At 29.1% G+C, this 26,031-nt stretch carries 28 protein-coding genes and 1 riboswitch; of the genes, 4 read left to right on the top strand and 24 right to left on the bottom strand.

Annotated elements, in window-relative coordinates; translation table 11 throughout:
• Positions 1 to 4 precede the first annotated feature (4 nt).
• The 3 genes from recX to BV55_RS0111645 are packed head-to-tail and all read right to left on the bottom strand — an operon-like array spanning position 5 to position 2,679.
• Positions 5 to 646 (bottom strand): recombination regulator RecX, encoded by a 642-nt coding sequence (gene recX, locus BV55_RS0111655; protein ID WP_029452993.1) that lies wholly within the window; start codon positions 644 to 646, stop codon positions 5 to 7.
• Positions 647 to 660: 14 nt separating this feature from the next.
• Positions 661 to 1,908: a M16 family metallopeptidase gene (locus BV55_RS0111650; protein ID WP_029452992.1), complete on the bottom strand. Its 1,248-nt coding sequence runs from the start codon at positions 1,906 to 1,908 to the stop codon at positions 661 to 663.
• A 36-nt stretch (positions 1,909 to 1,944) separates the two neighbouring features.
• Entirely contained in the window at positions 1,945 to 2,679 is a 735-nt protein-coding gene (locus BV55_RS0111645) for a class I SAM-dependent methyltransferase (protein ID WP_029452991.1), read from the bottom strand.
• A 375-nt stretch (positions 2,680 to 3,054) separates the two neighbouring features.
• On the opposite strand from BV55_RS0111645, the gene BV55_RS0111640 reads away from it, so the two are divergent.
• Positions 3,055 to 4,428, top strand: a complete 1,374-nt coding sequence (locus BV55_RS0111640; protein ID WP_051652497.1) for an aminotransferase-like domain-containing protein — start codon at positions 3,055 to 3,057, stop codon at positions 4,426 to 4,428.
• 125 nt (positions 4,429 to 4,553) lie between these two features.
• On the opposite strand, the gene cobS is transcribed toward BV55_RS0111640, so the two are convergent.
• Genes cobS through cobT form a run of 3 tightly spaced genes read right to left on the bottom strand, consistent with a single transcriptional unit; the run spans position 4,554 to position 6,974 of the window.
• Positions 4,554 to 5,309, bottom strand: a complete 756-nt coding sequence (gene cobS, locus BV55_RS0111635; protein ID WP_029452989.1) for an adenosylcobinamide-GDP ribazoletransferase — start codon at positions 5,307 to 5,309, stop codon at positions 4,554 to 4,556.
• Positions 5,310 to 5,330: 21 nt separating this feature from the next.
• Positions 5,331 to 5,882, bottom strand: coding sequence for a bifunctional adenosylcobinamide kinase/adenosylcobinamide-phosphate guanylyltransferase (gene cobU, locus BV55_RS0111630; protein ID WP_029452988.1), 552 nt, complete (start codon positions 5,880 to 5,882; stop codon positions 5,331 to 5,333).
• Between the two features lie 18 nt (positions 5,883 to 5,900).
• Positions 5,901 to 6,974: a nicotinate-nucleotide--dimethylbenzimidazole phosphoribosyltransferase gene (gene cobT, locus BV55_RS0111625; protein WP_029452987.1), complete on the bottom strand. Its 1,074-nt coding sequence runs from the start codon at positions 6,972 to 6,974 to the stop codon at positions 5,901 to 5,903.
• 228 nt (positions 6,975 to 7,202) lie between these two features.
• Between cobT and BV55_RS0111620 the strand changes: the two genes are divergently transcribed.
• The 3 genes from BV55_RS0111620 (at position 7,203) to BV55_RS0111610 (ending at position 10,078) form a co-directional block, all read left to right on the top strand.
• The gene (locus BV55_RS0111620) at positions 7,203 to 7,889 is read left to right on the top strand and encodes a response regulator transcription factor (protein WP_029452986.1); all 687 of its coding nucleotides are present in this window, start codon (positions 7,203 to 7,205) and stop codon (positions 7,887 to 7,889) included.
• Positions 7,886 to 9,424: a sensor histidine kinase gene (locus tag BV55_RS0111615; RefSeq protein WP_029452985.1), complete on the top strand. Its 1,539-nt coding sequence runs from the start codon at positions 7,886 to 7,888 to the stop codon at positions 9,422 to 9,424. Before BV55_RS0111620 ends, BV55_RS0111615 begins: the two co-directional genes overlap by 4 nt.
• A gap of 108 nt (positions 9,425 to 9,532) precedes the next feature.
• On the top strand, positions 9,533 to 10,078 hold the full coding sequence (locus BV55_RS0111610) for an NADH peroxidase (protein ID WP_029452984.1): 546 nt from the start codon (positions 9,533 to 9,535) through the stop codon (positions 10,076 to 10,078).
• 132 nt (positions 10,079 to 10,210) lie between these two features.
• Here the strand turns inward: BV55_RS0111610 and ymfI are convergent, their stop codons facing one another.
• From ymfI to BV55_RS0111520, 18 genes are all read right to left on the bottom strand, one after another.
• Positions 10,211 to 10,954 carry an elongation factor P 5-aminopentanone reductase gene (gene ymfI, locus BV55_RS0111605; protein WP_029452983.1) on the bottom strand — a complete coding sequence of 248 codons (744 nt, stop codon included), beginning with the start codon at positions 10,952 to 10,954 and terminating at the stop codon, positions 10,211 to 10,213.
• Between the two features lie 211 nt (positions 10,955 to 11,165).
• A complete protein-coding gene (locus tag BV55_RS0111600) occupies positions 11,166 to 11,861 on the bottom strand; it encodes a CbiQ family ECF transporter T component (RefSeq protein WP_029452982.1) in 696 nt (231 codons plus the stop codon).
• A complete protein-coding gene (locus tag BV55_RS0111595) occupies positions 11,846 to 12,118 on the bottom strand; it encodes an energy-coupling factor ABC transporter substrate-binding protein (RefSeq protein WP_029452981.1) in 273 nt (90 codons plus the stop codon). Before BV55_RS0111595 ends, BV55_RS0111600 begins: the two co-directional genes overlap by 16 nt.
• A 1-nt stretch (position 12,119) precedes the next feature.
• Entirely contained in the window at positions 12,120 to 12,842 is a 723-nt protein-coding gene (locus tag BV55_RS0111590) for an energy-coupling factor ABC transporter permease (protein WP_029452980.1), read from the bottom strand.
• Positions 12,843 to 12,953: 111 nt separating this feature from the next.
• Positions 12,954 to 13,134, bottom strand: a riboswitch (cobalamin riboswitch).
• Between the two features lie 27 nt (positions 13,135 to 13,161).
• Positions 13,162 to 13,890, bottom strand: coding sequence for a precorrin-3B C(17)-methyltransferase (gene cobJ, locus BV55_RS0111585; protein WP_029452979.1), 729 nt, complete (start codon positions 13,888 to 13,890; stop codon positions 13,162 to 13,164).
• Positions 13,891 to 13,892: 2 nt separating this feature from the next.
• A complete protein-coding gene (locus tag BV55_RS0111580) occupies positions 13,893 to 14,744 on the bottom strand; it encodes a GHMP family kinase ATP-binding protein (protein WP_029452978.1) in 852 nt (283 codons plus the stop codon).
• Positions 14,745 to 14,752: 8 nt separating this feature from the next.
• The gene (locus BV55_RS0111575) at positions 14,753 to 15,517 is read right to left on the bottom strand and encodes a cobalt-precorrin-6A reductase (RefSeq protein WP_029452977.1); all 765 of its coding nucleotides are present in this window, start codon (positions 15,515 to 15,517) and stop codon (positions 14,753 to 14,755) included.
• Positions 15,518 to 15,521: 4 nt separating this feature from the next.
• Positions 15,522 to 16,505 carry a cobalt-precorrin 5A hydrolase gene (gene cbiG, locus BV55_RS0111570; protein ID WP_029452976.1) on the bottom strand — a complete coding sequence of 328 codons (984 nt, stop codon included), beginning with the start codon at positions 16,503 to 16,505 and terminating at the stop codon, positions 15,522 to 15,524.
• Positions 16,505 to 17,257 (bottom strand): precorrin-4 C(11)-methyltransferase, encoded by a 753-nt coding sequence (cobM, locus tag BV55_RS0111565; protein WP_029452975.1) that lies wholly within the window; start codon positions 17,255 to 17,257, stop codon positions 16,505 to 16,507. The genes cbiG and cobM overlap by 1 nt, the downstream gene beginning before the upstream one ends.
• A 19-nt stretch (positions 17,258 to 17,276) precedes the next feature.
• Entirely contained in the window at positions 17,277 to 17,942 is a 666-nt protein-coding gene (locus BV55_RS0111560) for a cobalt-factor II C(20)-methyltransferase (RefSeq protein WP_029452974.1), read from the bottom strand.
• 31 nt (positions 17,943 to 17,973) lie between these two features.
• On the bottom strand, positions 17,974 to 18,534 hold the full coding sequence (gene cbiT, locus BV55_RS0111555) for a precorrin-6Y C5,15-methyltransferase (decarboxylating) subunit CbiT (RefSeq protein ID WP_029452973.1): 561 nt from the start codon (positions 18,532 to 18,534) through the stop codon (positions 17,974 to 17,976).
• A gap of 12 nt (positions 18,535 to 18,546) precedes the next feature.
• Positions 18,547 to 19,149: a precorrin-6y C5,15-methyltransferase (decarboxylating) subunit CbiE gene (gene cbiE / locus BV55_RS0111550; RefSeq protein WP_029452972.1), complete on the bottom strand. Its 603-nt coding sequence runs from the start codon at positions 19,147 to 19,149 to the stop codon at positions 18,547 to 18,549.
• Between the two features lie 12 nt (positions 19,150 to 19,161).
• Complete coding sequence (cbiD, locus tag BV55_RS0111545) at positions 19,162 to 20,250, bottom strand: cobalt-precorrin-5B (C(1))-methyltransferase CbiD (protein WP_029452971.1); 1,089 nt, start codon at positions 20,248 to 20,250, stop codon at positions 19,162 to 19,164.
• A 58-nt stretch (positions 20,251 to 20,308) separates the two neighbouring features.
• Positions 20,309 to 20,932, bottom strand: coding sequence for a precorrin-8X methylmutase (locus BV55_RS0111540; RefSeq protein WP_029452970.1), 624 nt, complete (start codon positions 20,930 to 20,932; stop codon positions 20,309 to 20,311).
• Between the two features lie 78 nt (positions 20,933 to 21,010).
• Positions 21,011 to 22,348 carry a cobyrinic acid a,c-diamide synthase CobB gene (locus BV55_RS0111535; protein ID WP_029452969.1) on the bottom strand — a complete coding sequence of 446 codons (1,338 nt, stop codon included), beginning with the start codon at positions 22,346 to 22,348 and terminating at the stop codon, positions 21,011 to 21,013.
• A gap of 4 nt (positions 22,349 to 22,352) precedes the next feature.
• On the bottom strand, positions 22,353 to 23,456 hold the full coding sequence (locus tag BV55_RS0111530; RefSeq protein ID WP_242850877.1) for a pyridoxal phosphate-dependent aminotransferase: 1,104 nt from the start codon (positions 23,454 to 23,456) through the stop codon (positions 22,353 to 22,355).
• A 113-nt stretch (positions 23,457 to 23,569) separates the two neighbouring features.
• Positions 23,570 to 24,529 carry an adenosylcobinamide-phosphate synthase CbiB gene (gene cbiB, locus BV55_RS0111525; RefSeq protein WP_029452967.1) on the bottom strand — a complete coding sequence of 320 codons (960 nt, stop codon included), beginning with the start codon at positions 24,527 to 24,529 and terminating at the stop codon, positions 23,570 to 23,572.
• Positions 24,530 to 24,542: 13 nt separating this feature from the next.
• The gene (locus tag BV55_RS0111520; protein ID WP_029452966.1) at positions 24,543 to 26,027 is read right to left on the bottom strand and encodes a cobyric acid synthase; all 1,485 of its coding nucleotides are present in this window, start codon (positions 26,025 to 26,027) and stop codon (positions 24,543 to 24,545) included.
• Between the last annotated feature and the right edge of the window lie 4 nt (positions 26,028 to 26,031).

The following is a 26,031-nucleotide window of genomic DNA, read 5'->3' as shown; positions in this document are numbered from 1 at the left end:
CCTTTTATAAACTATTATCCTTAAATATATTTTCTATTACAAATTTAATACATTCACTTGAGTATCCTTTTCCTATTAGGAACTGGTATAGCTTTCCTTTGATTTTATATTTATCGGTTTCTCTTTTGGATATTAAATTAAACTTTTTAACTGCAATCTTTTCTGCTATTTCTCTATCTTTATCTTCATCATAAATATCTTGAAGAACAACTTCTATTACATCTTTTTTAATTCCTTTACTTAAAAGCCCATACTTTATTTTATTTTTTCCGTTAGACTTTATCTTTTCTTTTGCATACCCCTGTGCGTATCTTTTATCATCAATAAGTGTATAATCTTTTAAAAATTCTATTACCTTATCTATTGTTTCTTTACTATATTCCTTTTTGAAAAGTTTGTCTCTTACAGCCTTTTCTGGTTTTAATCCTTTTTCTACTAGCCTTAATGCATAGTTTTTAGCCTTAGAAAACTCTTCTTTTAATAATATTTCATTTAACTGTTCTAGGTTAATTCTATCACCTTTTTTTATGTTTTGTTTATATACAACCTCTGCAAAGCAGGCTAATGCAAATTCTTCATCTACAAATATATTAACCCTATCTTTATTTCTACTTTGCACTTGAATCGAAGTTATTTTACCTTCCATTTGTTTAATTCACCTTATTCTTTTTCATTTTTTAATATGTGTATAGTCGGATTTTTTAATACTATATTAGCTACCTCATATATGCTTTCTTTATTTATCTTCTCTAAAGCATCCATATCTTCTAAATATCTTTGTATATTATCTTCTTCTAGCGCTTGAAACAGTACATAGCTTCCAAGATCCATAGAATCCTCTATTGTAGACACTACTGCTGTTTTATGAACTTTACTCATAAGTTTTACGGTATTGTCATTAATTTTTATCCTTTTATTTTTAATATCTTCTATACATTTATCAATTGTTGTTATAGCCTTATCAATATTTTCTTCTGATACTGAGGTATAAATGCACATAGTTCTTATCTTTGACGTCATATCTAAATCCGTATATGCATCATAGGCTAATCCAAGTTTTTCTCTAAGTTCCCTAAATAAAATAGAATTAGAACTTTCACCAAGCTTATGATTTAATATTTTTAAAGAAAGTTCTTTTTCCTTTGGTAAATCATGAAATGTATATAAGTACGCTATAGAACTTTGTTCTAAATCCTTTTTAATAGTTGTCTTTATTATAGGCTTATTATTTTCTACTAATACAACTTTTTTTTCTACATTAATCCCTTCCCAATCTAAAAATTTATTAGCTATCTTTTCTAATGCTTCTTCATGGGGCAAAGATGACACCATAACTATAATAGCATTTTTAGGTGTATAAAATTTATTATAAAAGTCTATAAGATCCTCTCTATTAAAAGAATTAATGTTTTTTTCATCACCACTAACTTCCCACTTAAGTGGACTATTATCAAATGCTATTTCATTTAACTTTTTGAAGGATAAATTTTCAACATCATCTAATGAACCTTTAATCTCAGATAGTATTACTCCTCTTTCTCTTTCTATTTCATCTAAAGGAAATGTAGAATTCATAACCATATCTGATAATAAATCTAAAGAATTTGTAATTTCTTCTTCTAAAGCACTTATACTATAAACTGTAGATTTATAATCCGTATAAGCATTATATTCTCCACCTAAGAACTCTAAGTCATTATTTAGTGTTTCATTATCTCTAAATTTAGTTCCTTTAAACAACATGTGCTCAATAAAATGAGAGATGCCTTTTTCCTCTATAGATTCATACATGGACCCAATTCTTACCCCTACTTGTATAGACATAATTTGAGTATCCTTTTTTATTGTAATCACCCTTAGTCCATTTTGAAGTAAGGTATCTTTAGCATCAAAAAATGGTTTTTTCATTAAAATATCTCCCCATCCCTATTATCATTATTATATTTAGTCTTTAATTGCTCTTACTACTGTAGCATAGGAATCATAAGTATAAGACGACTTATTAAACCCACCATAAAAGTTTATATTTTTGAATCCTGAATCTAATAGCATATACTCTAACTCTTCCTTCATAATTGGAAGTAATTCTACACTATTTTTATAACTAATCTTTTCATTATCTTTTTTTATTGTTAATTCCGAATTAAAATTTATTATTTTCTTTTTTTCATTGTGCTTGTATTTTCTTGCAAATTCTAACCCTTTATCTTCTCTCTTAATTATAGGTAATTCGTTAATATCATACTTTATTATTCTATCATAATTTATTATTTGTACAATAAATTCTCCACCTGCATCCAGCATATTATATACGTCTTTAAATAAAGTCTTAATTTTATTTTTATCTGTAATATGAACCAAAGAATTTCCTATACAAAATATGCTATTATACTTCATATTAGATATATCTTTTAAATTTAACATATCAGAATTTATAAAACTAACCTTCTCTATACCTATTGACTTATCCTTTGATAAATTTATCATACTTTCATCTAAATCTATACCTAAAACTTCTATATTCATTTTCCCAAGTTCTATAGCATATGTTCCACTGCCACAGGCTAAATCTATTGCTCTATAATTTTCTTTTAAATTTTCAGTTAAAAACTTTAACGTCATATCACTTTTTTCAAATATTGTATCATAATAATTACTTAACTCTTCGTAAAAACTCATAATGTGCCTCCTTAACTAATATAAAATTTAGTGTTTTTAAAAATATACTGATTCTTATTTTATTTTTATTAATTTTATATACATATTATCTTATTATAATATATCTGACTAGATTTTAGTAATAATTATTCTTTTAAGTTTTAAAAAATATATGAAACTTCTAGACATATATATATATAACTACTTAAAATAAATTTAATAAAAACTATTTTTTATATAAAAAGGTTTGTAGCTATACAAATCTTTTATACACTAGTACAAAACTTTGTTTTTATATGATATACTTTATAAATAATAAAAACTGTATTTATATATTTAAAACTGTATATGTTTTAAAATATTTATATTCCAAAATTTTTATATAAACAGAAATGGGTGAGTATTATTACAAAATACGAAATTATTATAAACTACGTAAATCATGAAATAGAAATTGGCAACTTTAATGGTAAATTACCTTCTATAAGAGCTCTTGCTATAAAATTTAGTTGTAGTAACTCTACAGTTATAAGAGCTTATTCTGAACTTGAAAAGCAAAACCTTATATATGCCTTACCTAAAAGCGGATACTTTGTAGTAGACAACAAGTTGAAATATTATAATACAAACGAATCAAACAATATAGATTTTTCTTCTGGAGAGCCAGATAGCAAAATTTTACCTTATGAAACTTTTCAAAAGTCATTTGAAAAGGCAATAGGGGAATATAAATATAATATCTTTGGATATTCTTTATCCTCTGGTTTTACACCTTTAAAAGAAAGTGTTCTTTCACTATTTAAACAATCTAACTTAGACTGCTCTCTTGATAAAATTTTTATTACCTCTGGAGCCCAGCAAGCTCTTTCAATATTATCTGTTTTAAATTTAGGCCAAGATAAAGAGTCTATTTTAGTAGAACAACCTACATATAATATATTTTTAAAATGGCTTGATATTAATAAATTTAATGTTATTGGAATAGAGCGAGATTTTAATGGTATAGATTTAAATAAACTAGAGTACATATTTAAAACTAAAAAAATTAAATTTTTCTACACTATGCCCCGTATGCACAATCCATTAGGTACTTCTTTATCTGAGGATGATAAAAAGCAAATTGTATATCTTGCAAATAAGTATGATGTTTATATAGTTGAAGATGATTACTTAAGCGATTTAAATGATGATTCTTGTCATGCTCTATATAAATATGATAAAAATGAAAAAGTCATATATATTAAAAGTTTCTCAAAAACCTTAATACCTGGCATAAGATTAGCCGCTTGCATAATACCTCAAAAAATTATAAATGAGTTTAGTAATTATAAGGTAAGCTTTGATTTAGTTTCCACAGTACCAATGCAAGGAGCGTTAAGTTCTTTTATAGATAGTGGACACTATAATAACTATATTTATAAACTTAAGAGCTTTTATGGCAGTAGAATGAGGCTTCTTAAGCATGAATTAGAAGGCTTTTTAGATTTTAATCTAGAACACAGGGTTCCAAACAATGGAATGTTCTCTCTAATAAAATTACCTAATACTAATATAGAAGAATTTATAAATATAATGAGTACAAAAGATATATCTATTAGAGATGGTTCCCACTTTTATCTTAAAGAATTCAACCACGTACCTTCTCTAAGAATAAGCCTGTGTAATGTAAATGAGGATAAGATAATTAAAGGTATGAACTATATATTTCAGGAACTAAAAAATTCCCAATATAATTCTCCTTTAAATTCTTGCCAGCAATTAGAACTATAATAAGATATCTGTATTTACTTAATCTTTTTTAATAGTTTTTGGAAACATATATTATAAAAATATTGAAATCCATTGATACATAAAATATAAAAATGAGGATATTCTAATGCAGAATATCCTCATTTTTATATGGACAGCAAAAATATTAGAGCTACTAGTTCTACTATCTCGTTAATGGCACCTAAATTATCTCCCGTTATACCCTCAATTTTATCTTTACATAGCTTATAAAATAATAAAGTAACTATACAGGATATACCAAAAAGTAAGATCTCATAAGTCACATGCAAATATCCACTAGCCACATAAAAAAATATAGCAACTATTATAAATATTATGCCCATCTCCCTATTTGAAATATTATTTATAATAAGATTTCCTGATCCTTCTTCTTTAGCACCCTTGCCTACATATGCTAAGAGTACAAGAGATACCCTTCCCACAAATGGTGCTAAAATTATTATATATCCAGAGTTTATATTTATTATTTTAACATAGGCAATATATCTAATTAAAATATCTATAATTACTGCTATAGTAGAATAGGTACCAACCCTACTGTCCTTCATTATTTCTAATATCTTATCTTTTCCACCTTTAAATGCAAAAAAGCCATCACAGGTATCTCCAAGGCCATCTAAATGAAATCCACCTGTTATAAATACATATACTATTATCATAATTACAGATAGAAACTCTGCAGGTATTAAATTAAATAACAACTTATAAACTATAAATTGTGACATTCCAACTATTATACCAATCAAAGGTATATAAGCTGAAGCCTTCTTAAAATTTTTATTTTCACAAGGAAGAGCTTTATTTATAGGTATCCTTGTCATAAATTGTATCATAAGTAAAAAGCTTTTTACTTCTTCCATAAAGTCATACACATCCTATTATTATTTTATTTTTAAAGGTATTCCACAAGTAACTAAATAAACCTCTTCACTATTTTTAGCTAAAAATTGATTTATCCAGCCAGCAAAATCTCTAAATATTCTTCCTAATTTATATTCTGGTACAAGACCCATACCAACTTCATTAGTTACCATAATTAAATTACTGTTTCCTTTTTTTACTTCATATAAGAGCATTTTAAATTCATTTTCTATATCCTTATATATTAAATCTAAGGTTTCTCTTGAAATATCTTCTTCTAAATTTTCTTCTCTATTAAAAAGTAAGTTTGTCATCATTACTGTTACGCAATCTAAAAGTATATAAGGCTTATTGTTTTCTTTAACTGCTATATGTAAATCTTTAAATCCTTCATAAGTTGTCCATTTATGATTTCTAGACTCTCGATGCCTATCTATCCTTTCTTTCATCTCATCATCTGTTACTATAGCCGTAGCAATATATAATACTTCATCTTCTTCTTTTAAAATATCTTCTGCAAATGTACTTTTTCCACTTCTACTGCCTCCAGTTACTAAAGTTATCTTTCCCATATTTGCCTCCTTATAATACTATCTTATATCTACATAGTTTTTTTTATCTAAATTTGCCGCCTCAAAAGTCCCCATATTATTCATTGTGTATAAAGATGCTTCTATTATGCTAAAAGCTATAGGACAGGCAGATCCTTCTCCAAGTCTCATATTCAAATTCAATATAGGTGAAAGTCCAAGTTCCTGCATTATATAAGAAGCTCCTGGTTCTGCTGATAGGTGGGACGGAAACATATAATCCTTACAAAAAGGATTTAACCTATAAGCGCAAAGTGCTGCAACAGAAGATATGAAGCCATCAATAACTATTGGTATCTTATATCTTGCTGCAGCTAAGAAGCATCCACACAATGCCGCAATATCATATCCACCAACCTTGCTTAATACATCTATTACATCTTCTTTATTGGGATCATTTATTTCTATTGCCTTTTTTATTACTCTCTTTTTATTTTCATACTGAAGTTCTGTAACCCCGCCACCCTTACCAACTATTTTATCAACCTTTGAATCTGTTAATGCACAAAATACAGCTGCACTAGTAGCAGTATTGCATATGCCCATTTCACCTGTACCTATTATATCTACATTCTTATCTTTTAAATCTTCAACTATTTCCATGCCTATTTCTATAGCTTTTAAAGTTTCATCAATAGACATGGCTCTTCCCTTCATCATATTTTTAGTTCCATAACCTATCTTTTTATTAATTATCTTAGGATTGTTAAAATCATGATTTACTCCAACATCCACTACAGTGAGTTCTGACCCATAATAATTTGAGAGAACTTTAACTCCTGTAATTTCTTTTGTAAAATTTTCAGTAACTAAAGCTGTGGTCTTTTCTGGGCAAGAACTTATATTTTCTTCTACAACACCATTATCAGAACACATAATTATTATTTTTTTATTTTTTAGTTCTTTTGGCATAAATCCCTTTATACTTGCTATTTTAGAAGCCATAAGCTCCATATATCCAAGACTTCCAATTGGCTTTGTTAAATTATCTATATATGTCATAGCATCTCTAAAAGCTAATTTATCTGCGGATTCAATAGACGTTATTATTTGATTTAATTTTGCTTTATTCATAGCATACCTCCTATAGTCAAATTAAATTATCTCATTTTTATCTTCGTAATGCAAAGATTATTCTTTGTAATGATAATGAATGAATATTAAAATTATAAATTCTCTATAATTTCATGTTTATTTAACATAAAAAGCTCACTTATCATTAAATTCATTATTCTTGTAGGTAGATTAAGTTAACAGTATAATAATAATATATGTTAATACCACTGTAAAGGAGGATCCATTTTGAAAAAACAAATTTTAATAGTTGAAGATGAAATTAGAATGAGAATGCTTTTAAAAGATTATTTCGAGAAAGAGGATTTTAATATACTAGAAGCTGATAACGGAATTACTGCCCTTAATATTTTTAAAAAAGATGAAAAGAGTATCTCATTAATTATCTTAGATTTAATGATGCCTCTAATGGACGGATTTACCCTTTGTAAGTCTATTCGGGATATATCCTATATACCTATAATAATTTTAACTGCAAGATCTAGTGATGATGATAAGCTTCTTGGCTATGATCTTGGTGCGGATGATTATGTAACTAAACCCTTTAGCCCCAAGATATTAGTAGCTAAGGCCAAAGCATTATTAAAAAGAAGCACATCTTTAGAAAACAATAATATCACTTATAAGAACATACATGGATTAGTAATAAATACAGCTTCACATGAAGTTTATGTAAATGAAGAAGAAATTTATCTAACACCAAATGAATATAATCTATTGTTATATTTAATGCAAAATCAAGGTATATCCTTAAGTAGAGATAAAATATTAGATAATGTTTGGGGCATAGATTATTATGGAGATCCTCGAACTGTAGATACAACTATTAAAAGGCTTAGGGAAAAATTAAAAGAAAAATCTTCTTTTATTTCTACTGTAAGAGGAAGTGGATACAAATTTGAGGTGAAAATATGAAAAAAAATTTAACTTTAAGATTATTTGTTATAACCTCTATATTTATAAGTATTATTTTAATACTTATACTTTCCTTGCAATCTATATTTTTTGAAAAGTTTTATATAAATAAAAAAATGAATACCCTAAAATCAGAAATAACTAAATTTAAAATAGCTTATTCCTATAATTATGATAATAAGCCAGAATTATTTAAAAGTATGCAAGATTTTGAGATAAATAACAATGCTAAAATTGCTATATTTTCAAATAAGGGTGAAATTATGTTTTTATCTGATCCTAATAAACAAATGGATGATATAGTCCTTCAGATGCTAAAAGAAGCCTTTAAAAAATCATCTAAGACCACAGATTTTTCTTCTACTCTTAATGAAGGTAAGGTTACAGCAAATATATTTGCTAGTGAGAATAAAGATATTAAAAATATTGTATGCTTAGCCCCAATATCACTTGAAAGTATTAATGATAATATAATAATTTCTGTGTCACCTCTTCAAACCATTAAAGAAGCTTCTTTAGTAATAAAGGACTTTTATCCCTATGCACTTTTTCTAGGTGTCTTAGGCATAGTATTTCTATCTATTATATATTCAAATTTAATATCAAAACCTTTAAAAGATATTAATAAAACTGCCTTTAAAATGGCTAACCTAGATTTTTCTGAACAATGTACAGTAGATAGGGAAGATGAAATAGGAAATCTTGCAAAAACTTTAAACTTTTTATCTTTAAACCTTAGTAATTCATTAAATGCTTTAAAAAAGTATAATAATAAACTTAAGGATGACATTGAAAAAGAAAAGCGTATTGAAAATATGCGTAAAGATTTTATAGCTAATGTATCTCATGAACTAAAAACCCCAATAAGCCTTATAGAAGGGTATGCTGAAGGTTTAAAAGATAATATAGCAAAAGAAGATCAAAAAGACTTTTATGTTGATGTGATAATAGATGAAGCGCACAATATGGAAAGTCTTCTAAATGACATGCTAGATCTTTCTCAACTAGAATCTGGTTCCTTTAATCTACATATAGATTCCTTTAATATTAAGCCTTTAATAAATCATGCTTTAAAAAAGTTCAAAGGATTAATGGAAACTAAAAACATTAATGTTGCCGTAGACGTTAGTGATAATTTAGTAATTGGTGATAAAATAAGAATTGAACAAGTTTTAAATAACTTTATATCTAATGCCATAAAAAACACTATTGAAAAAGGTAGTATAAGTATATCTTCAAGAATAGAGCAAAAACCTTACAAATCGAATATTGATAATGATTATAAGACTAAGGATTATTTATTTGTTGAAGTATTTAATACAAATTCTAATATTCCAAAGGAAGAACTAAATAATATATGGGATAAATTTTATAAAATTGACAAGTCAAGAGATAGATCTAAAGGTGGTACAGGACTTGGTCTTAACATAGTGAAAAATATATTAGAAAAGCATAACAGTGTATATGGTGCTTTTAATAAATTAGATGGGGTTTGTTTTTATTTTTCTTTAGAAATAGATTCTATAAAATGTTAATTAATGTTTTAACAAAAATATCTTGATTTTATATAGTAACTATTATATAATAATAATTGTCAACATATTGACATAATATTAATTAACATAATATAGGAGGATGGTTTTATGAAAAAATTTGTCTGTACAATTTGTGGATTTGTTTACGAAGGTGAAACTGCACCAGAAAAATGCCCTCAATGTGGAGCTCCAGCTTCAAAGTTTATAGAAAAAGTTGAAGGTGAAATGTCCTGGGCAGATGAGCATAGAATTGGAATTGCTAAAGATGTAGACCAAGAAATAATTGAAGGTTTAAGAGCTAACTTTACTGGAGAATGTACCGAAGTTGGAATGTACCTTGCTATGAGTCGTCAAGCTGACAGAGAAGGATTTCCTGAAGTTGCAGAAGCATACAAAAGAATAGCTTTTGAAGAAGCAGAACACGCTGCTAAATTTGCTGAATTATTGGGAGAAGTTGTTGTTGCTGATACAAAAACTAATCTTCAAGTAAGAGTAGATGCAGAACACGGTGCTTGCCAAGGCAAAAAAGACTTAGCAACTCTTGCAAAAAAACTTAATCTAGATGCAATACATGACACAGTTCATGAAATGGCTAAAGATGAAGCTAGACATGGTGCTGCATTTAAAGGATTATTAAATAGATATTTTAAATAAGATAAATTAGTATATACCACATAAAGTGAATATTAAAAATGAAAGATAAGGAGCCTTATTTTACTAAAGGCTTCTTATCTTTTATCATAATCATACATATTTATATAAATATCAGCCATTGTTTATATAAATTTATACAAGGCCTCCATCTAAGGTTATTATTTGGCCTGTAATATATTTTGATTCATCAGAACATAAAAAACATGCTAGATTAGCTACATCTTCTTGTTCTCCAAATTCACCCATTGGTATATCCTCTTTTAAAGCAATTATTTCTTCTTCTGTAAGCCAATTATTCATTGTGGTCTTTATAACCCCTGGTGATATAGCATTTATCCTTATATTAGATGGTGCGAGCTCCTTAGCTAATGCTTTAGTAAAAGAGTTAACACCACCCTTTGAAGCTGAGTAAATAACTTCACAAGATGCCCCAACATTTCCCCATATAGAAGATATATTTATAATACTACCAGACTTTTCACCTATCATATACTTTACAGCTGTATGACAAGTATTAAACATTCCTTTTAGATTTGTATTTATTAAAGAATCCCAGTCACATTCTTCCATATCCGTAAATAATCCCACCTTAGAAATTCCAGCATTATTTACTAGTATATCTATCTTTCCGAAAGTCTTAAAAGTATCTTCTATAAGTATCTTAGCCTCATCATATTTTGATACATCTGCCTTATATTTAATTGCATACCCACCTGCATCTTTTATTTCATCTACCACATTCATAGCTGAAGCATCATCACTCTTATAATTCACTACAACTAAGGCCCCTTCTGTAGCAAGTTTTTTAGCTATAGCTCTTCCTATACCTTTTGAAGATCCTGTTACTACTGCTATTTTGCCCTTAAGTATATTCATTAATTCACCTTTTCTCTCAGAATAATAACTTTTAATATCAATCTTAATTTAAGATTAATACTAAAAGTCTTCATTATATTTAATACATTTACACTATATTCTGTTTAGTATAGCAGAAAAAAATATTTTTACATAGTTATAATTATACAAAACCCTTTTTTAAAAACTAAAAGGCTTAAAAAATATATTATATCTTTTAAGCCTTTTAATATTAAATAATCATAATTACACTTACAAAAAGTAAATACATACCTATAAATAACATATGCTTAACATTAATCTTATTGTAATTTGCGGTATAATTTAAAGTTCCATTATAACATCTGCTATTTATAGCATCCTTTATATTATTCCACCTTCTAAGTGTGTTTACAAAAAGTAATCCAGCTATTTTAGCGCTATTTTTAATTTTAAGATTAAAGGTATCAAATCCATTTCTACTTTTAACTGAACTAGTCATTATAATAAGTTCCTCTTCTAAAAGTAATATAAATCTTTCCATACTTTTTGCTATATCACAAAAGTCCTGTAAGTATTTAGATTTATGAAGCAGATTCAAAATATCATCCATAGGGGTGGTAAGTGATAAATAACCTACACAAAGCCCACCAGAAAAAGACTTAGCTATTATTAAAAAGGTAGCTTTAGCCCCATAATCAAAGAAAAAGGTTATGGACGAAATTAAAGCAAATGCTGCTGTACCTAATGAAAATTTCATTACTATATTAAAATAATGCTTATTTTTAAAATGCATAAATCCAAAAAATATTATGTTTATTATTATTGGTAAATAGCTTTTGCTAAATCCTAAAATTATAATAGCACCTAATGATATAAATATCTTTTCTAAAGGATTTACTATTGATTTATCATTGACTTTAGAAAGAAGTATTACTTCTTTGAGCATACAGTTTTTCTACCAATATAGTAACCTATGAATCCAGCACCTGCAGCTGCTTGTAATGCAAATAAGAAGCTTTCTATTTCCCCTGATGGTGGCTCCCATATATGGCTAAACCATGGTTCATAAGAAGCATCTATTTCCATTATAGCCTCTTCAGCCATAGAATCAGCCCCTTCAAATTCACCATTTCTTCCAATTACAAGTGCTCCTACTATTATGATGAAGCATAAAACTATCATAGTTATCATTTTCTTTTTCATATTATTTCACCCCGCCTAATGATATTAATTCTTCTTTAGAATGCTTTTCAATGAATTCAAATATACCAACAGTTAAAATTCCTTCTATTACAGCAAGTGGAATTTGTGTTATAGCAAATATTCCTATAAACTTTATAAAAGAGGCTAAAACTCCGCCATCTGTGGCTGGGAATGCTAGTCCTAGTTGTAATGAGGTAACTATATATGTGACTAAATCTCCTAAGGCTGCTGCTAAAAACACAGCTAATCTTTTATTCTTATTTTTTAGTGCTCTATAAATAACATAAGATATTATAGGTCCTACAATACCCATAGAAAATACGTTAGCACCTAAAGTTGTAATACCACCATGTGCTAAAAATATTGCTTGGAACAGTAATACTATACTTCCAACAACACTCATAACATAAGGTCCAAATAAGATAGCTCCAAGTCCTGTACCTGTAGGATGAGAACTACTACCACTAACTGACGGTAGCTTCATTGCTGACAGTACAAATGCATAGGCTGCAACTAAGGCTAATAACATCTTTAAATCTTTGTTATCTTTTGTTTTACTTTTTATATCCCTGAGCCCTAGTATGAAAAATGGTGCACTTAATGCAAAGTAAACCACACACCATAAAGGACTTAAAAATCCTTCTACAATATGCATTGCATTTGCCATATAGGTACCTCCCAAAAACATTAGTAACGATAAGATAAAAACACTCTTTTTCTTCATTTCTTTTCCTCCTATTAAATTTATATTTATACAAAAAATGACGCCCTAAGGGCGTCATTAGTATACAAAATCATTAATTACTTTGATTTTTCTAATACCTTCCCTCCGAAAGTTTGTTTATTTGTTTAGGCAGGTCTCCTGGCTTATGAATCATCCTCCCCTTACCCTTCCCTCATTTAAAGAAGTGGCATGTAAGGTTTGTACTCAAATACAGTAGCGGGGGCTGCTGTGGCTTTTACCACATTCCCTTTTCACCTTTACTAAAAAAGGCACCTAAACTTTTATTAAATTTTTAATTATATCCTATAAACTATTCTACCTATCTACTCAGATATCCTCTAGGTGTAAGAAACTTATCTCCCTTTATATAACTTTCACTATTTCCTATAATTACAATAGTAAACATATCTACATTAGTATCTTCGAAAGTATCTAAGGTAAATATCTCCTTTTCTTCACCATCTCTAAGAGCATTTTTCACAATAGCTACAGGTGTACTTCCTTTTCTAAAAGTCTTTATTATATCTATACATTCTCTTAGATAATTTGGTCTCCCCTTACTTTTAGGATTATATAATGAAATTACAAAGTCTGCATTTGCAGCAAGTTCTACTCTTTTTTTAATTAGTGAATATGGTGTCATAAGATCACTTAAACTAATATTGCAATTATCATGCATTAAAGGTGCGCCTACCATAGATGCAGCAGCTGAAGCCGCTGTTATACCTGGTACAACCTCTACACTATCCATATCTTCTTCTTTACATAACTCTAGTATAAGTCCAGCCATACCATATATTCCGGCATCTCCAGTACTAACTATAGACACAGTCTTACTTTCTGCCATACTTAAAGCTTGCTTACATCTTTCCTCTTCGCCCTTCATTCCTGTTGCATAAACTTCTTTACCTTCAATTAAGGACTTAATCATATCTATGTATTTTACATAACCTACAATAACTTCACTTTCCTCTAAGGATTTTCGTGCCTTTATTGACATATGTTCAATTCCCCCTGGGCCCATTCCAATTACATATAACTTTTTCATACTTATCCCTTCTTTCTATATCTATCAATAGAATCTAACGTCTTTATTCCATAACATCTATAATCTTTAATCTTTATATTTAAGTCTAAACCTTTTTTAAGACCTTCTTCATCTTCATATATTATGCCTAAAATATCTCCACTATGACCCCCTATTATCCCAAGTCCTTTAGTGTCTTCACATATTTTAATAACATCATTTAAAATGGAGTAATGAAGTCTTCCTTCATTTAAAACAATACTATCTGTACTTACTTTTGCTAACTTTCTAATACTTTTCTTATTAAAGGCTTCCATTAGGTCTTTTTCTAAATAATCTAATTTAGCTAAATCACCTATTGATGTTTTATTAAAATCTATGGTATTTATTAATCTTTTCCCTTCATATACCATAACATAAAACTCCATATAATTCCCAAGTTCTAAAGAAAATTTGCCATCTTTATATTGAAATAATGTAGCCTTTTCAAATATTATACTATCTGTAGGCTCTATAGATACAGCTAACTTTATAAGTTCTTCCTCCGAAAAGCTTTTGTTAAAACACTTTAATAAAGAATTATATAAGGCACATATATCTGCAGTGCTACTAGCAAATCCTTTTCCTCTTGGTATATCTGATTTAATGTCTATTATAAAGTCTTCATAAAACCTTTCATATCCCCAAATTTTAAGGGCAGCTTTTAAAAATTCATAGCATTTATTATTATTATTATCTAAATCTTTTCTTTTTTCTTCTTTTAAGGTAACCTCAGTATAAATATCACAAGGAAAGGATAAGAGCAAATCTCTATCTTTCATCTTTCCTTGGAATATTTCCCCAAGGCTACCAGGATATTTGCTTACATAATTCATAAATACTCCTATAGAATAGAGCTTAGGTACTCTGAAAGCTTAGTCTCATCATTAAAACAAATACCAGTGGGTTTGTCTTTACGCCCTATAACAACAACCCATAAATCTAGTTCTATTGCAGCTTCTATCTTTTCTATAGTTCCACCTTGAACTCCACTATCCTTCATAACTATAATTTTAGCGTCAAAGGCCTCTATAAAAGCTTTATTTAAAGCTTTATCTAAGGGTCCTTTTATAGCGATTATATTCTCTACAGTAGCTCCTGACTTTAAACAAATATCTATAGATTCTATAGTAGGTAACACTCTATGAATTATCCTATTTTCTATATTCATTGAGGTAAACTTATTTACATTTCTACTTCCCGTTGTATTTAATATGTTTCCCTTTAAATACTTTAGTTCTTCTTCTAATATTTGATAGTCCTCTACTAATATAAGCTTATGATAATCTTTATATTTATCTATTGTAGATTTTCTCTCATACCTTATATAAGTTATATTTTGCTTTTCACAAACTTCCATAGCATTTTTCGTAACTACCTCAGCATAAGGATGTGAAGCATCTATTAATATTTTTATATTATATTTTATCATCATAGCTTCAAGCTTATCTTTATCTAAAGGTTTAGTGTTTATATGTTTATACTTATATTCCTTTAATAATTCGCCACCATATTCAGTAGCCGTAGACACAAATATATCTTCCGTATACTTATTTATTAAAGATAATAATTTCTTTCCTTCAGAAGTGCCTAAAATTAATCCTATCATTACACTATCCCTCCAATTCTCCTATGCATAAGGTCATACCCTCTAAGGATAATCTTTTTGTAAAGGCTGTAGCTCCTGTAAGCTCTACCACAGGTTCCGCTACAGATCTAACTCCAATTGTTTTTTCTACAAAATCACTACCAGGATATTTACGATGAACCTTTTTTATTTCCTCTAAGGTAAATATTTTAATATCACATTTGAGCTCTTTACCTAAATGATTTATTGCAAGTTCATTCTTTTTCACTTCCACTGTAGATATATATCTTACTGCTCTTTTATCAATATTATAATGCTCTAATTTTTCTAAAACTTTATCTATCATCTCTTTAGGATCATAATCCTTTTTACAGCCAATTCCTAAAACTATATCCCGTCTTATAAGCTTTAAACAAGGCTTATTATATGATTCCACTTTATTTTTATTAGTTATAATAACAGACCCTAGGCTTTGTAATAAATCTTTTGTGTATCCTTTAGGCATATCTATAAAAGATCTTTCATCTTTAAAGTATACCTTCTTATCCTCTACTAGTAAGGAGGATATAACCTTAGCTTTGTCTAAATCTTCAATAACTAAGTTGTTATTTTTAGCAATGGTGTCAGGAGCTACTTTTCCTAAGTTATCAGTTGCTGTAGTTATTATAGGTTCTGCTTTTAATATTTCTGCAAGTGTTATACAAAGATCATTAGCTCCACCTAAGTGTCCACTTAAAATACTTATTACATATTTACCTGCATTATCTACTACTACCACCGCTGGATCCTTATCCTTAGTTGTAATATTAGGTGCTATTGCCCTTACTGCAATACCTATAGCACCTATAAATACTATACCTTCATAATCTTGCATCAATGTTTTAGTTAATTTATAAACATCAAAATCTTCTTCACCCTTTTTATAATAATGATCTAATGATATATGATCTTTCAACTTATTTACAATAGCTTTTCCCTTAGATGTAAAAGTTATTATAGCAAGTTTCATTATTTTCCCTTTCTATACATATGAGAAAAACTCTCATCATAAAGAAGACTCTTTTCATAATCACAATCTATAAAATCACCAACTAAAATTTGTGCACATTTAACTATATTAGCTTCTTTAACCTTTTCTGATATATTGTCTAACGTTCCAAGCAAAATTCTTTCATCTTCCCATGTAGCTCTTTCCACTACTGCAATAGGCACATCTCCCCTGCCATAACCTTTCTTAAGTTTAGCTACTACCTTATCTATCATAGATATAGAAAGGAATATTGCCATAGAAGCATTAGTCCTTGCAAGTATTTCTAAGTCTTGGTTAGCTGGAACTGGAGTCCTTCCCTCAACCCTTGTTAATATAACGGTTTGACTTACAGATGGTAATGTAAATTCTTTTTTTATAGCTGCGGCTGCCGCTGAAAAAGAGCTTACTCCTGGTATAACTTTATACTCAATATCATACTTTTCAAGCTCATCCATCTGCTCTTTTATAGCTCCATATATAGCTGGGTCCCCTGTATGAAGCCTTACGATTGTTTTATCCTCTCCATGAAACTCTCTAATAACTTCAATAACCTCAGGTAAGGTCATAGAAGCTGAGTTATATATCTTCGAACCTTCCTTGCAAAACTTTAAATGCTCGGAATTCACAAGAGATCCTGCATATATTACCACATCTGCTTTTGAAAGTATTTCTCTTCCCTTTACAGTTATAAGATCCACATCTCCAGGGCCTGCGCCAATAAAATAAACCATATTATTTTCTCCTTTTAAATTATATTTTGTTTGCAATTATTAATGACATATATTCTTTTTGTTTTAATATCTCAGCCTTATCTTTAAGAACAGTTTGCCCTTCTCTTCCAGCTCTTTTTATGTATACATAATCATAACCTTTTTCTTCTAAAAGGTTTATAACTTCTTCTTCTATCTTATAAACCTTCATTATAACTATATACTTTTCATCTTTTATAGCGTCTAATCTATTGGCCGGTAATATTAAAAGTGGCTCATCACCAATTACCAAAGGCTGTTTTGCAATGCTTGCACAAGCACAAAAAGATGTTATTCCAGGTACAGTCTCAGTTTCATACCCCTTTTCTTCTACATACTTTAATAAATATATATAAGTGCTATATACAAAAGGGTCCCCTATAGTTAAAAAAACTACGTCCTTACCTTCTATAAGCTTTTCTTCAATAGATTTAAAGGCCTCATAAATCTTTTCTTCTTGATCCTTTGATCCCATAGGAAAATGTTTTACCAAAACTTCTGCATCTTCATTTATGTAATCTTCAGCAACTTCATGAGCTATGCTTTTACCACTAGACATGGCACTTGGAACTACAATAACTTTTGCATTTTTAATAATATTCATAGCTTTTATAGTAAGTAGCTCTTTATCTCCAGGTCCTACTCCAACCCCATACAATTTAGCCATACTCTTTCCTCCTAAAAATCTTAATTACACTTTATCTTGTAGCCTCTAATATGAAAATAGGGTTATTTGCAAATAACATAGAAGCTTTTCCCTTAGTCTTACTTACAGATATTTGACTACACTCCACCTTAAACCCTAAAGATCTTAAGGTACTCATTGATTTGTATAAATTATCTATAGTTATAAAGTTTAAAACCATCTTACCATCTTCTTTAAGTAATGCTGAATAATTTATTATAATCTCTTCAATGTTTCCGCCACTACCACCTATAAATATTCTATCAAACTCTCCTTTTATATCATTAAAAGCCTTAAGAGCTTCACCTTCTACAATTTTTATATTTGAAGCTTTAAATTTATCTATATTCTTATATATAACCTCTAAAGCTACTGGATCTTTCTCTATACCTATAACTTGTCCTTTTGGGCACATTTTAGCTGCTTGAATGGTAACACTGCCTGTACCAGCACCTATATCTAAAACCCTATGTTCTTCGTTAATATCTAGCTTTGCTATGCTTAATATTCTTATCTCTTCTTTTGTCATAGGGCAATCGCCTCTTAAAAATTCTTCATCTTTTATAAATTCCATATTTTAATCCTCCTAAAATGATTCTACCATTATCACACATAGAGAAGAAAACTCTTTATCTAGTAAATTATAATTATAATCTATAGTTATAACCTCATTATCATAGGAAAGATCCTCACCCACATAAACCTTTGATTTAATATTATTGTCATTAAGCTTTTTACATAAAGTAGAAGGAGTATTATTCCTATCTGTTAACCAAAAGGAACGATTATTTTCTTTAACCTTATTTATAAAATCCTCTTCTCTTCCATGAACGCTTCCTAAGTACGCGTGATCTAAGGCTTTATTAATTTTTGATGCAAAGTATTGAAAGGAGCTAATACCAGTAATTATTTCAACTTGACCTTTATAGCTTCTATTTATAAAGTCACTTATTCCATAAAAACAAGGGTCTCCTGAGGCAATTATAGATATGTTTTTGCCATGATACTTTTCTAGAATATCTAAAACTTCACTTAAAGACTTTATACCAATCTTTTTATCTTTTGAAACATCTATACCGTCTAATGCCCTACTAAAGCCTATTATAATATCACTTTCATTTAAAACCTTTATGGCCTTTGGTAATATATAATCCTTATGACCTGGTCCAATGCCTACTACATAAACCATTATTTCACCTCACTAATCATGGATTTCACACAATACTTTTCTGTTTTTTGTGTCACAAAACATTATAACTTCTGCCTTTAATGTTTTATAACAATAAGTTTCTACTCTATTTTTAATCTTTTTACCTATGTTATAATAAACTTCATTATATTCATCTGGAATTAACTTAATAGCACCATCTGTGGTCTTTTGAGAATATATAAGATTTACTAAATCTTTATTTGCTCCAATTAATGCAAGTTCTAGAGCTAAAACCTCAAGCCTTACATCACAAACCCTGCTGTGAGTTTGAAAACATCCAGCGGATATCTTAGAAAGTTTCCCTATATGTCCTACTATTAATACGTTTTTCACAGAATGTTCCATGCATATGTCTAAGGCAAAACCTATATAATTTGATATTATAACTATATCTTCCAGGGAATATCCTTCACTTAGTGCTTCTTCTTCCCCTATGTTACCAAAAACTAAAACCAAAACTTTGCTTCCCTTTTTAATTTTTTGTTCTAGCTCAATCTTTATAGATTCTTTTATAGCATCCTCTGACATAGGTGTTACTATACCCGTGGTACCTAATATAGATATACCACCTACTATTCCAAGCCTTGGATTAAATGTTCTTTGTGCTATTTCTTCTCCCTTTGGCACAAATATAGTTATCTCAACACCAGAACCTTTCGGAAGTACAGCTTTAACTTCTTTTTCTATCATAGTTCTTGGTATTGGATTTATAGCAAAGCCACCTTTTTCTATAGGTAGACCTATTTCCGTAACTACACCGACACCTTTTCCAGCCTTTAAAATGTAACCACTGTCTTTTAAAGTAGCCCTAGCCCAAATTTCCATTCCATTTGTGGCATCTGGATCATCTCCACCATCCTTTAGAACACAACACTCTACATAATTTTCTCCTCTATTAAACTTTTCAATTGGTATATTAAGCTTCATAGATCTTGGTGTATCAATATTTATAATAGAAATATTGTCTTTATTGTTAAATAACATCACAGTTGCAGCCTTAGCTGCAGCTGCAGCACAGGAACCTGTTGTATATCCACACCTTAGACTCTTTCCATTAAAATTAACATATAGGTCGAGCAATATTTTCACCTCTTTAAATGTCTCATTTTGTACCACTTCTATATTAGATAAGATAACATTATCTTTCCGTTATCATATATAAGAGTGCATTTACTATGGATGCAGCCACACCGCTTCCACCTTTCCTACCTCTTATAGTTATCATAGGTAGATCCATTTTTTCTATTTCTTCCTTTGATTCACTAGCCCCTACAAATCCTACAGGTGCTCCTATAATAAATGCAGCTTTTCCGATTCCATTTTCTGTAAGTTCCTTTAGTTTAAATAAGGCTGTAGGTGCATTTCCAAAAACAAAGAACTCTACTCCCTCATCTAAAGCTGTTTCTACTGCAGCCATAGATCTTGTTATTCCTTTTTCCTTAGCTAACTTAAAGGTTTCTTCTTTATTTACATAGCATATTACCTTACACCCTAATTGTTCTAAAGCCTTTTTATTAATTCCAGATAAGGCCATATTAGTGTCAGTATATATTGTTATGCCCTTTTTAAATAATTCTTTTGCCTTCTCTATACAACCTTCTCTTATATATATTAAATCCTTATATTCGAAATCTGCTGTAGTATGTATAACTCTTTTTACTATTAATAGTTCTTCCTTTGAAAAACTACTTTCTCCCATTTCACTGCCTATTATCTCAAAACTCTTTTTTTCTATATCCATTGGTACCTTTATATAATCCATTTAATCACTTCCTCCATATTTTTAGTAACCATTGTTTAAAAGTCTACCTTTACTATATTAAATTTTTAATAATTTTTATTATATATTTTTCTTAGTCTTTACCCTTTTTAATAAATTGTCTATAAAATCTATATTGTTATAAAAGTGTAAGTGAGCATAAGATCCTAATGTATTATTTTTATAATAACCACAATTCCATACCCTTGTATTACCATTGTAAAGAATCTTTTTTAATTCATAAATCTTTTCTTCCTCTAAGTTTACAGAAGACTTATGAAACTCGTGACAATTCATTGTAAATCCTTTTGGTAATAATTCATTACCTTCAGTAACTTTAAGGGTAGCATACCCAAAATTTTGAAGTCTTTTGTTCATAACTGCATCGCCCTTAAAGAAACCAACCATGTCACTGCCTTCTATAGAATCACAAAGATACATAAGACCTCCACATTCAGCATAACAAAATGTTCCGGATTTTAGTGCTTTATTTATACTAATCCTCATAGACTCATTTTTACTTAATTCTTCTTTAAATATTTCTGGATATCCACCACCTATATATAAAAGGTCCGTATCCTTTGGTATACACTCATCATTAAGAGGACTAAAAAACTTAACATTTGAAGCCTTTTTTAATATTTCAATGTTTTCTTCATAATAAAAAGAAAATGCCTTATCTCTAGCTATAGATACATTAATATTACTATATTTTATATCTCTTATTGGTTCGTAGCTTAAGGTTACTTCCTTAAAACTTTCTAGTAAAGATTCCATATCTATATGCTTATAAGCAAGATCGCTTATATAATCTACCTTTTCCTTAAGATCATGTATTTCGCTGCTTTGAACAAGTCCTAAGTGTCTACTGTCAAGGTTAATATTTTCATCCTTTGGTATATATCCAAATACTTTTAAATCACAATGCTTTTCTATGGCAAGCTTTAATATTTGATAATAACTTTCGGTTATATTATTAAGTATTATGCCTGCTATATTTACATCATCAAAGTTCTTTATACCATTTATTTCTGCACAAAGAGTAAGACTTTGCCCACTAGAAGATATTATAAGAACCACAGGTAAATTTAAGGTTTTTGCTACATGAGCTGTAGAATATATATTATCTATTCCTTTACCATCATATAGCCCCATAACTCCTTCTATTATGCCTAAATCTTTTTCTTTGGAATTTTCATCATATATTTGTTTTACTGCGTCCTCTCCTGTTAAAAACAAATCTAGATTTCTAGATTTATTTCCAGTTATATAACTATGAAAGGCTGTATCTATATAGTCTGGTCCCACCTTATATGGCTGAACCTTGTATCCTTTTCTTATAAGACTATTGATTATACCTAAGGTTACTGTAGTCTTACCTCCACCACTTTTATTAGATGAGAATATTATACTTTTCATATTCTTACACCTCTTTTTCTATAACTTTTAGCTCTTTTTCTATGGCCTTTAACTCTTTTACTAAAATAGAATTTTTATAACTATCCTTTACTGCAAATCTTACATTATATTCGTCAAGACCCTTGTAATTATCACAAACTCTTATTAGTATATCTTTTTTTAAACAGTATTCGTAAAGCCTTTTTCCTGTTATACCCTTTAATCTACACAATAAAAAATTTCCTGAAGATTTATAAATAACCTCTATGAACTCTATATCCTTTAGTGATCTTACAAGTATTTCTCTAGAAGACTCTATCCAATTTAAGCTATCTTTAATATAATCTTCATCTTTTAATACTTCTAAAATAGCCAGTTCTCCAAAACAATTTATATTCCAGGGAATTTGCTTGTTTTTTAAGGTGTCTATTAATTTTTTATTCTTACTTACTCCATATCCTACTCTTAAGCCAGGTAGTGCAAAAAACTTAGTTAAAGCTCTTATTATAAATAGACAGTTATAACTTTTAACATCTTCTACAAGACTTAAGGATTGGTCCCCTGCAAATTCAATAAACGCCTCATCAACAATAACTGTTATAGAGTTTTCCTCACAGATATCCAATATTTCATAAAAGCTTCTTTTATCTATTAGCCCTCCATTAGGATTATTAGGATTTCCAAGTATTAAAGCATCATAATTTAATACATTACTTTTAATATCTTTATAATCTAACTCCATATTACTATCTAAATAAGAATATCCTATTTTAGAAGAAGACTTTTCTGCACATTCTTCATACTCTATAAAAGAAGGTACTACTATTAGAATTTTATTAAAATTACTAATGGTTAGCTGGATTATTTCTGCTGCTCCATTACCAAGTATTATTTCTTCCTCTTCTACTAAACCTTTTAGATATTCTTTTATGGCCTTTTTTGATTCCCTATAATGTATATCCGGATATCTTTCAATTGCGTTTATAGCCTTACCCATGTTTTTTATAAAAGACTCCGGAACCCCTAAAGGATTTACATTAGAACTAAAATCTAAAAGATTTCTATTTTTAAATAAGCCTTCTGTATATATATCTCCACCGTGCTTTGCTACAGGTTCATCTATTTTCAAATTTATCCACTCCTACTACTTAAAAAACTAATGAGTTCTTAATACATCTTTTTTAACTTAATAGTATATCCCCTTAATATTTTATAATTATAACTATAGTACATTAATTAAAATTAAAAATTAAACTTAATGTAGGAGCCACAAATTATTAAATAAAAAAGATAAAAAATCACTTCACTAAAATACATAATTTTAATAGTATCTATTATATGTACTGATTCAAGTTCTATTTTCGCATCTCCAATAGTAGGCTTTTCTACAATCTTACCAAAATAATTGTTAGCGCCACCTAATTTAATATTTAATGCTCCAGCCACAGCACCTTCAGGATAAGCACAATTAGGACTCTTATGATTTTTTCTATCTCTTATCATTATTTTAAATGAATGTTTAATATTTCCCTTAACTAATGGCGATACAAGACACATTAGCACTCCTGTAATTCTTGCAGGTATATAGTTAAATGCATCATCAATCTTTGCTGGAAAGTACCCTATATATCTATATCTATCATCCATATACCCGAGCATAGAATCCATTGTATTTATAGCCTTATATAACATAGCTAAAGGAGCTCCACCAAGAACTGCGTAAAACAGTGGTGCAATCACTCCATCAGCAGTATTTTCTGCTACTGTCTCTATATCTGCTCTTATAATTTCTTTTTCATTTAAACCTTCTGTATTTCTTCCTACTATATAAGATAGGTGAAGTCTTGAAGTTTCAATATCATCCTTTATTAAATCATCATGTATCTTTTTACCTTCTTTATGAAGGCACCTAGCGGCTATTGTTGTCCAAAGGAAAAATATATTAATTATATGATAGATTATCTTATAATGACTTATTGCTCTTAAAATAATATATGGAATTCCAAAGCTTAAAAGACATAATACAATTACTATAAACAATCCATAACCTTTTAATTTCTTTTCGTTCTTAATTGTTTTTCTTCCTTTGTTTTCTAAAAACTTTATAACCTTCCCCATATATACGGTTGGATGAGGAAATGAATATGGGTCACCTATTATCCAATCTATTATTATAGCCAAAGCTAAATCTATTAAAATCAACTTTTTACCTCCGCTATTTAAGATTTATTATTTTATATATCTTATTCATATCTAAACTTTCTCTTACTATTTTAGCCAACTTATCTAATTCTTTTTCACGAAGGCTTTCATAGCTTGGAGATTCTTTTTCTTGTAATAATTTCTTTTTCCTTATAGGGTTTAATATATGTTGTCTAAAGGTTGGAGCATCAAATATACCATGGATATAAGTACCCATTATATTCCCTTTTAAGTTAACTCCTCCATCATACCCTACCTCTTCTTTATCATTAACTTTATTTATCTTTATTATAGGTTTGATTTGTGGAGATTTTATAGTTTTCCCAAGATGTATTTCATAGCCATATATATTGTTTTTACTTTTAGAGGTATTAATCAAAGATCCTTCTACCCTAGTCATAGTTTTTTCTTTTTCAAATATAGTTTCTATATCTAAAAGCTCTAAAGCTTTAACTTCTTTTTCATCAGTTTCTATACAATAAGGATCTTTTATAGTGTTTCCAAGCATTTGATAACCACCACATATGCCTATTGTCATATTGTCATTACTATAATCTTTTATTACATCTTCAAGCCCTGTATTCCTTAAAAAGAGTAAGTCCTCTATAGTATTTTTGCTCCCTGGTATTATAACAAGGTCTGGACTCCCAAAATCCTTCTTATCTCCTACAAATCTTATGGATACGTCCTCTTCACAGCTAAATGCATCAAAGTCGGTGAAATTAGATATATGAGGAAGTTTTATTACCACTATATCTATATCTTTAGTAGACTTATTATTAAAGGTAATGGCGCTATCTTCATCCTCAAGTTTTAAGGTAAAGTGAGGCACAACTCCAAGACAAGGTATTTTTATTATATCTTCAATCATATCTATACCTGGCTTTAATATGTCAACATCGCCTCTAAATTTATTTATAACAAAGCCTTTAACCCTAGACTTTTCTTCTTCTTTTAATAACATCATAGTTCCTGCAAGAGAAGCAAAAACACCACCTTTATCAATATCACCTACTAAAATAACCGGTGCATCTACAAGCTCTGCCATACCCATGTTTACTATATCTCTATCTCTTAGGTTTATTTCAGCAGGGCTTCCAGCCCCTTCCATAACTATTGCATCATATTCACTTTCAAGTTTCATAAAATCTTCTTTAAGCATATCTTTAAATATAGGCTTTAATTCGTGATATTCCATAGCTGAGGTATTTCCATAAACCTTTCCCTTTACTATAACCTGGCACCTTTTATCTGTAGTAGGTTTAAGCAATATAGGATTCATATATGCCTCTGGTTCAAGTCCTGCAGCATAAGCTTGAAGTACTTGAGCACGGCCCATTTCCTTTCCATCTAAGGTTATATAGGAATTTAAAGACATATTCTGTGATTTAAAAGGACAAATTTTATATCCATCTTCTTTTAATATTCTACAAAGAGCTGTTACCAAAATACTCTTCCCTACTGAGGATGCAGTACCTTGAACCATAATTTTTGACATATTA

Source organism: Clostridium algidicarnis, assembly GCF_000703125.1.
Lineage (GTDB): Bacteria > Bacillota > Clostridia > Clostridiales > Clostridiaceae > Clostridium_L > Clostridium_L algidicarnis.
This window is presented reverse-complemented; position numbering and strand designations above follow the sequence as displayed.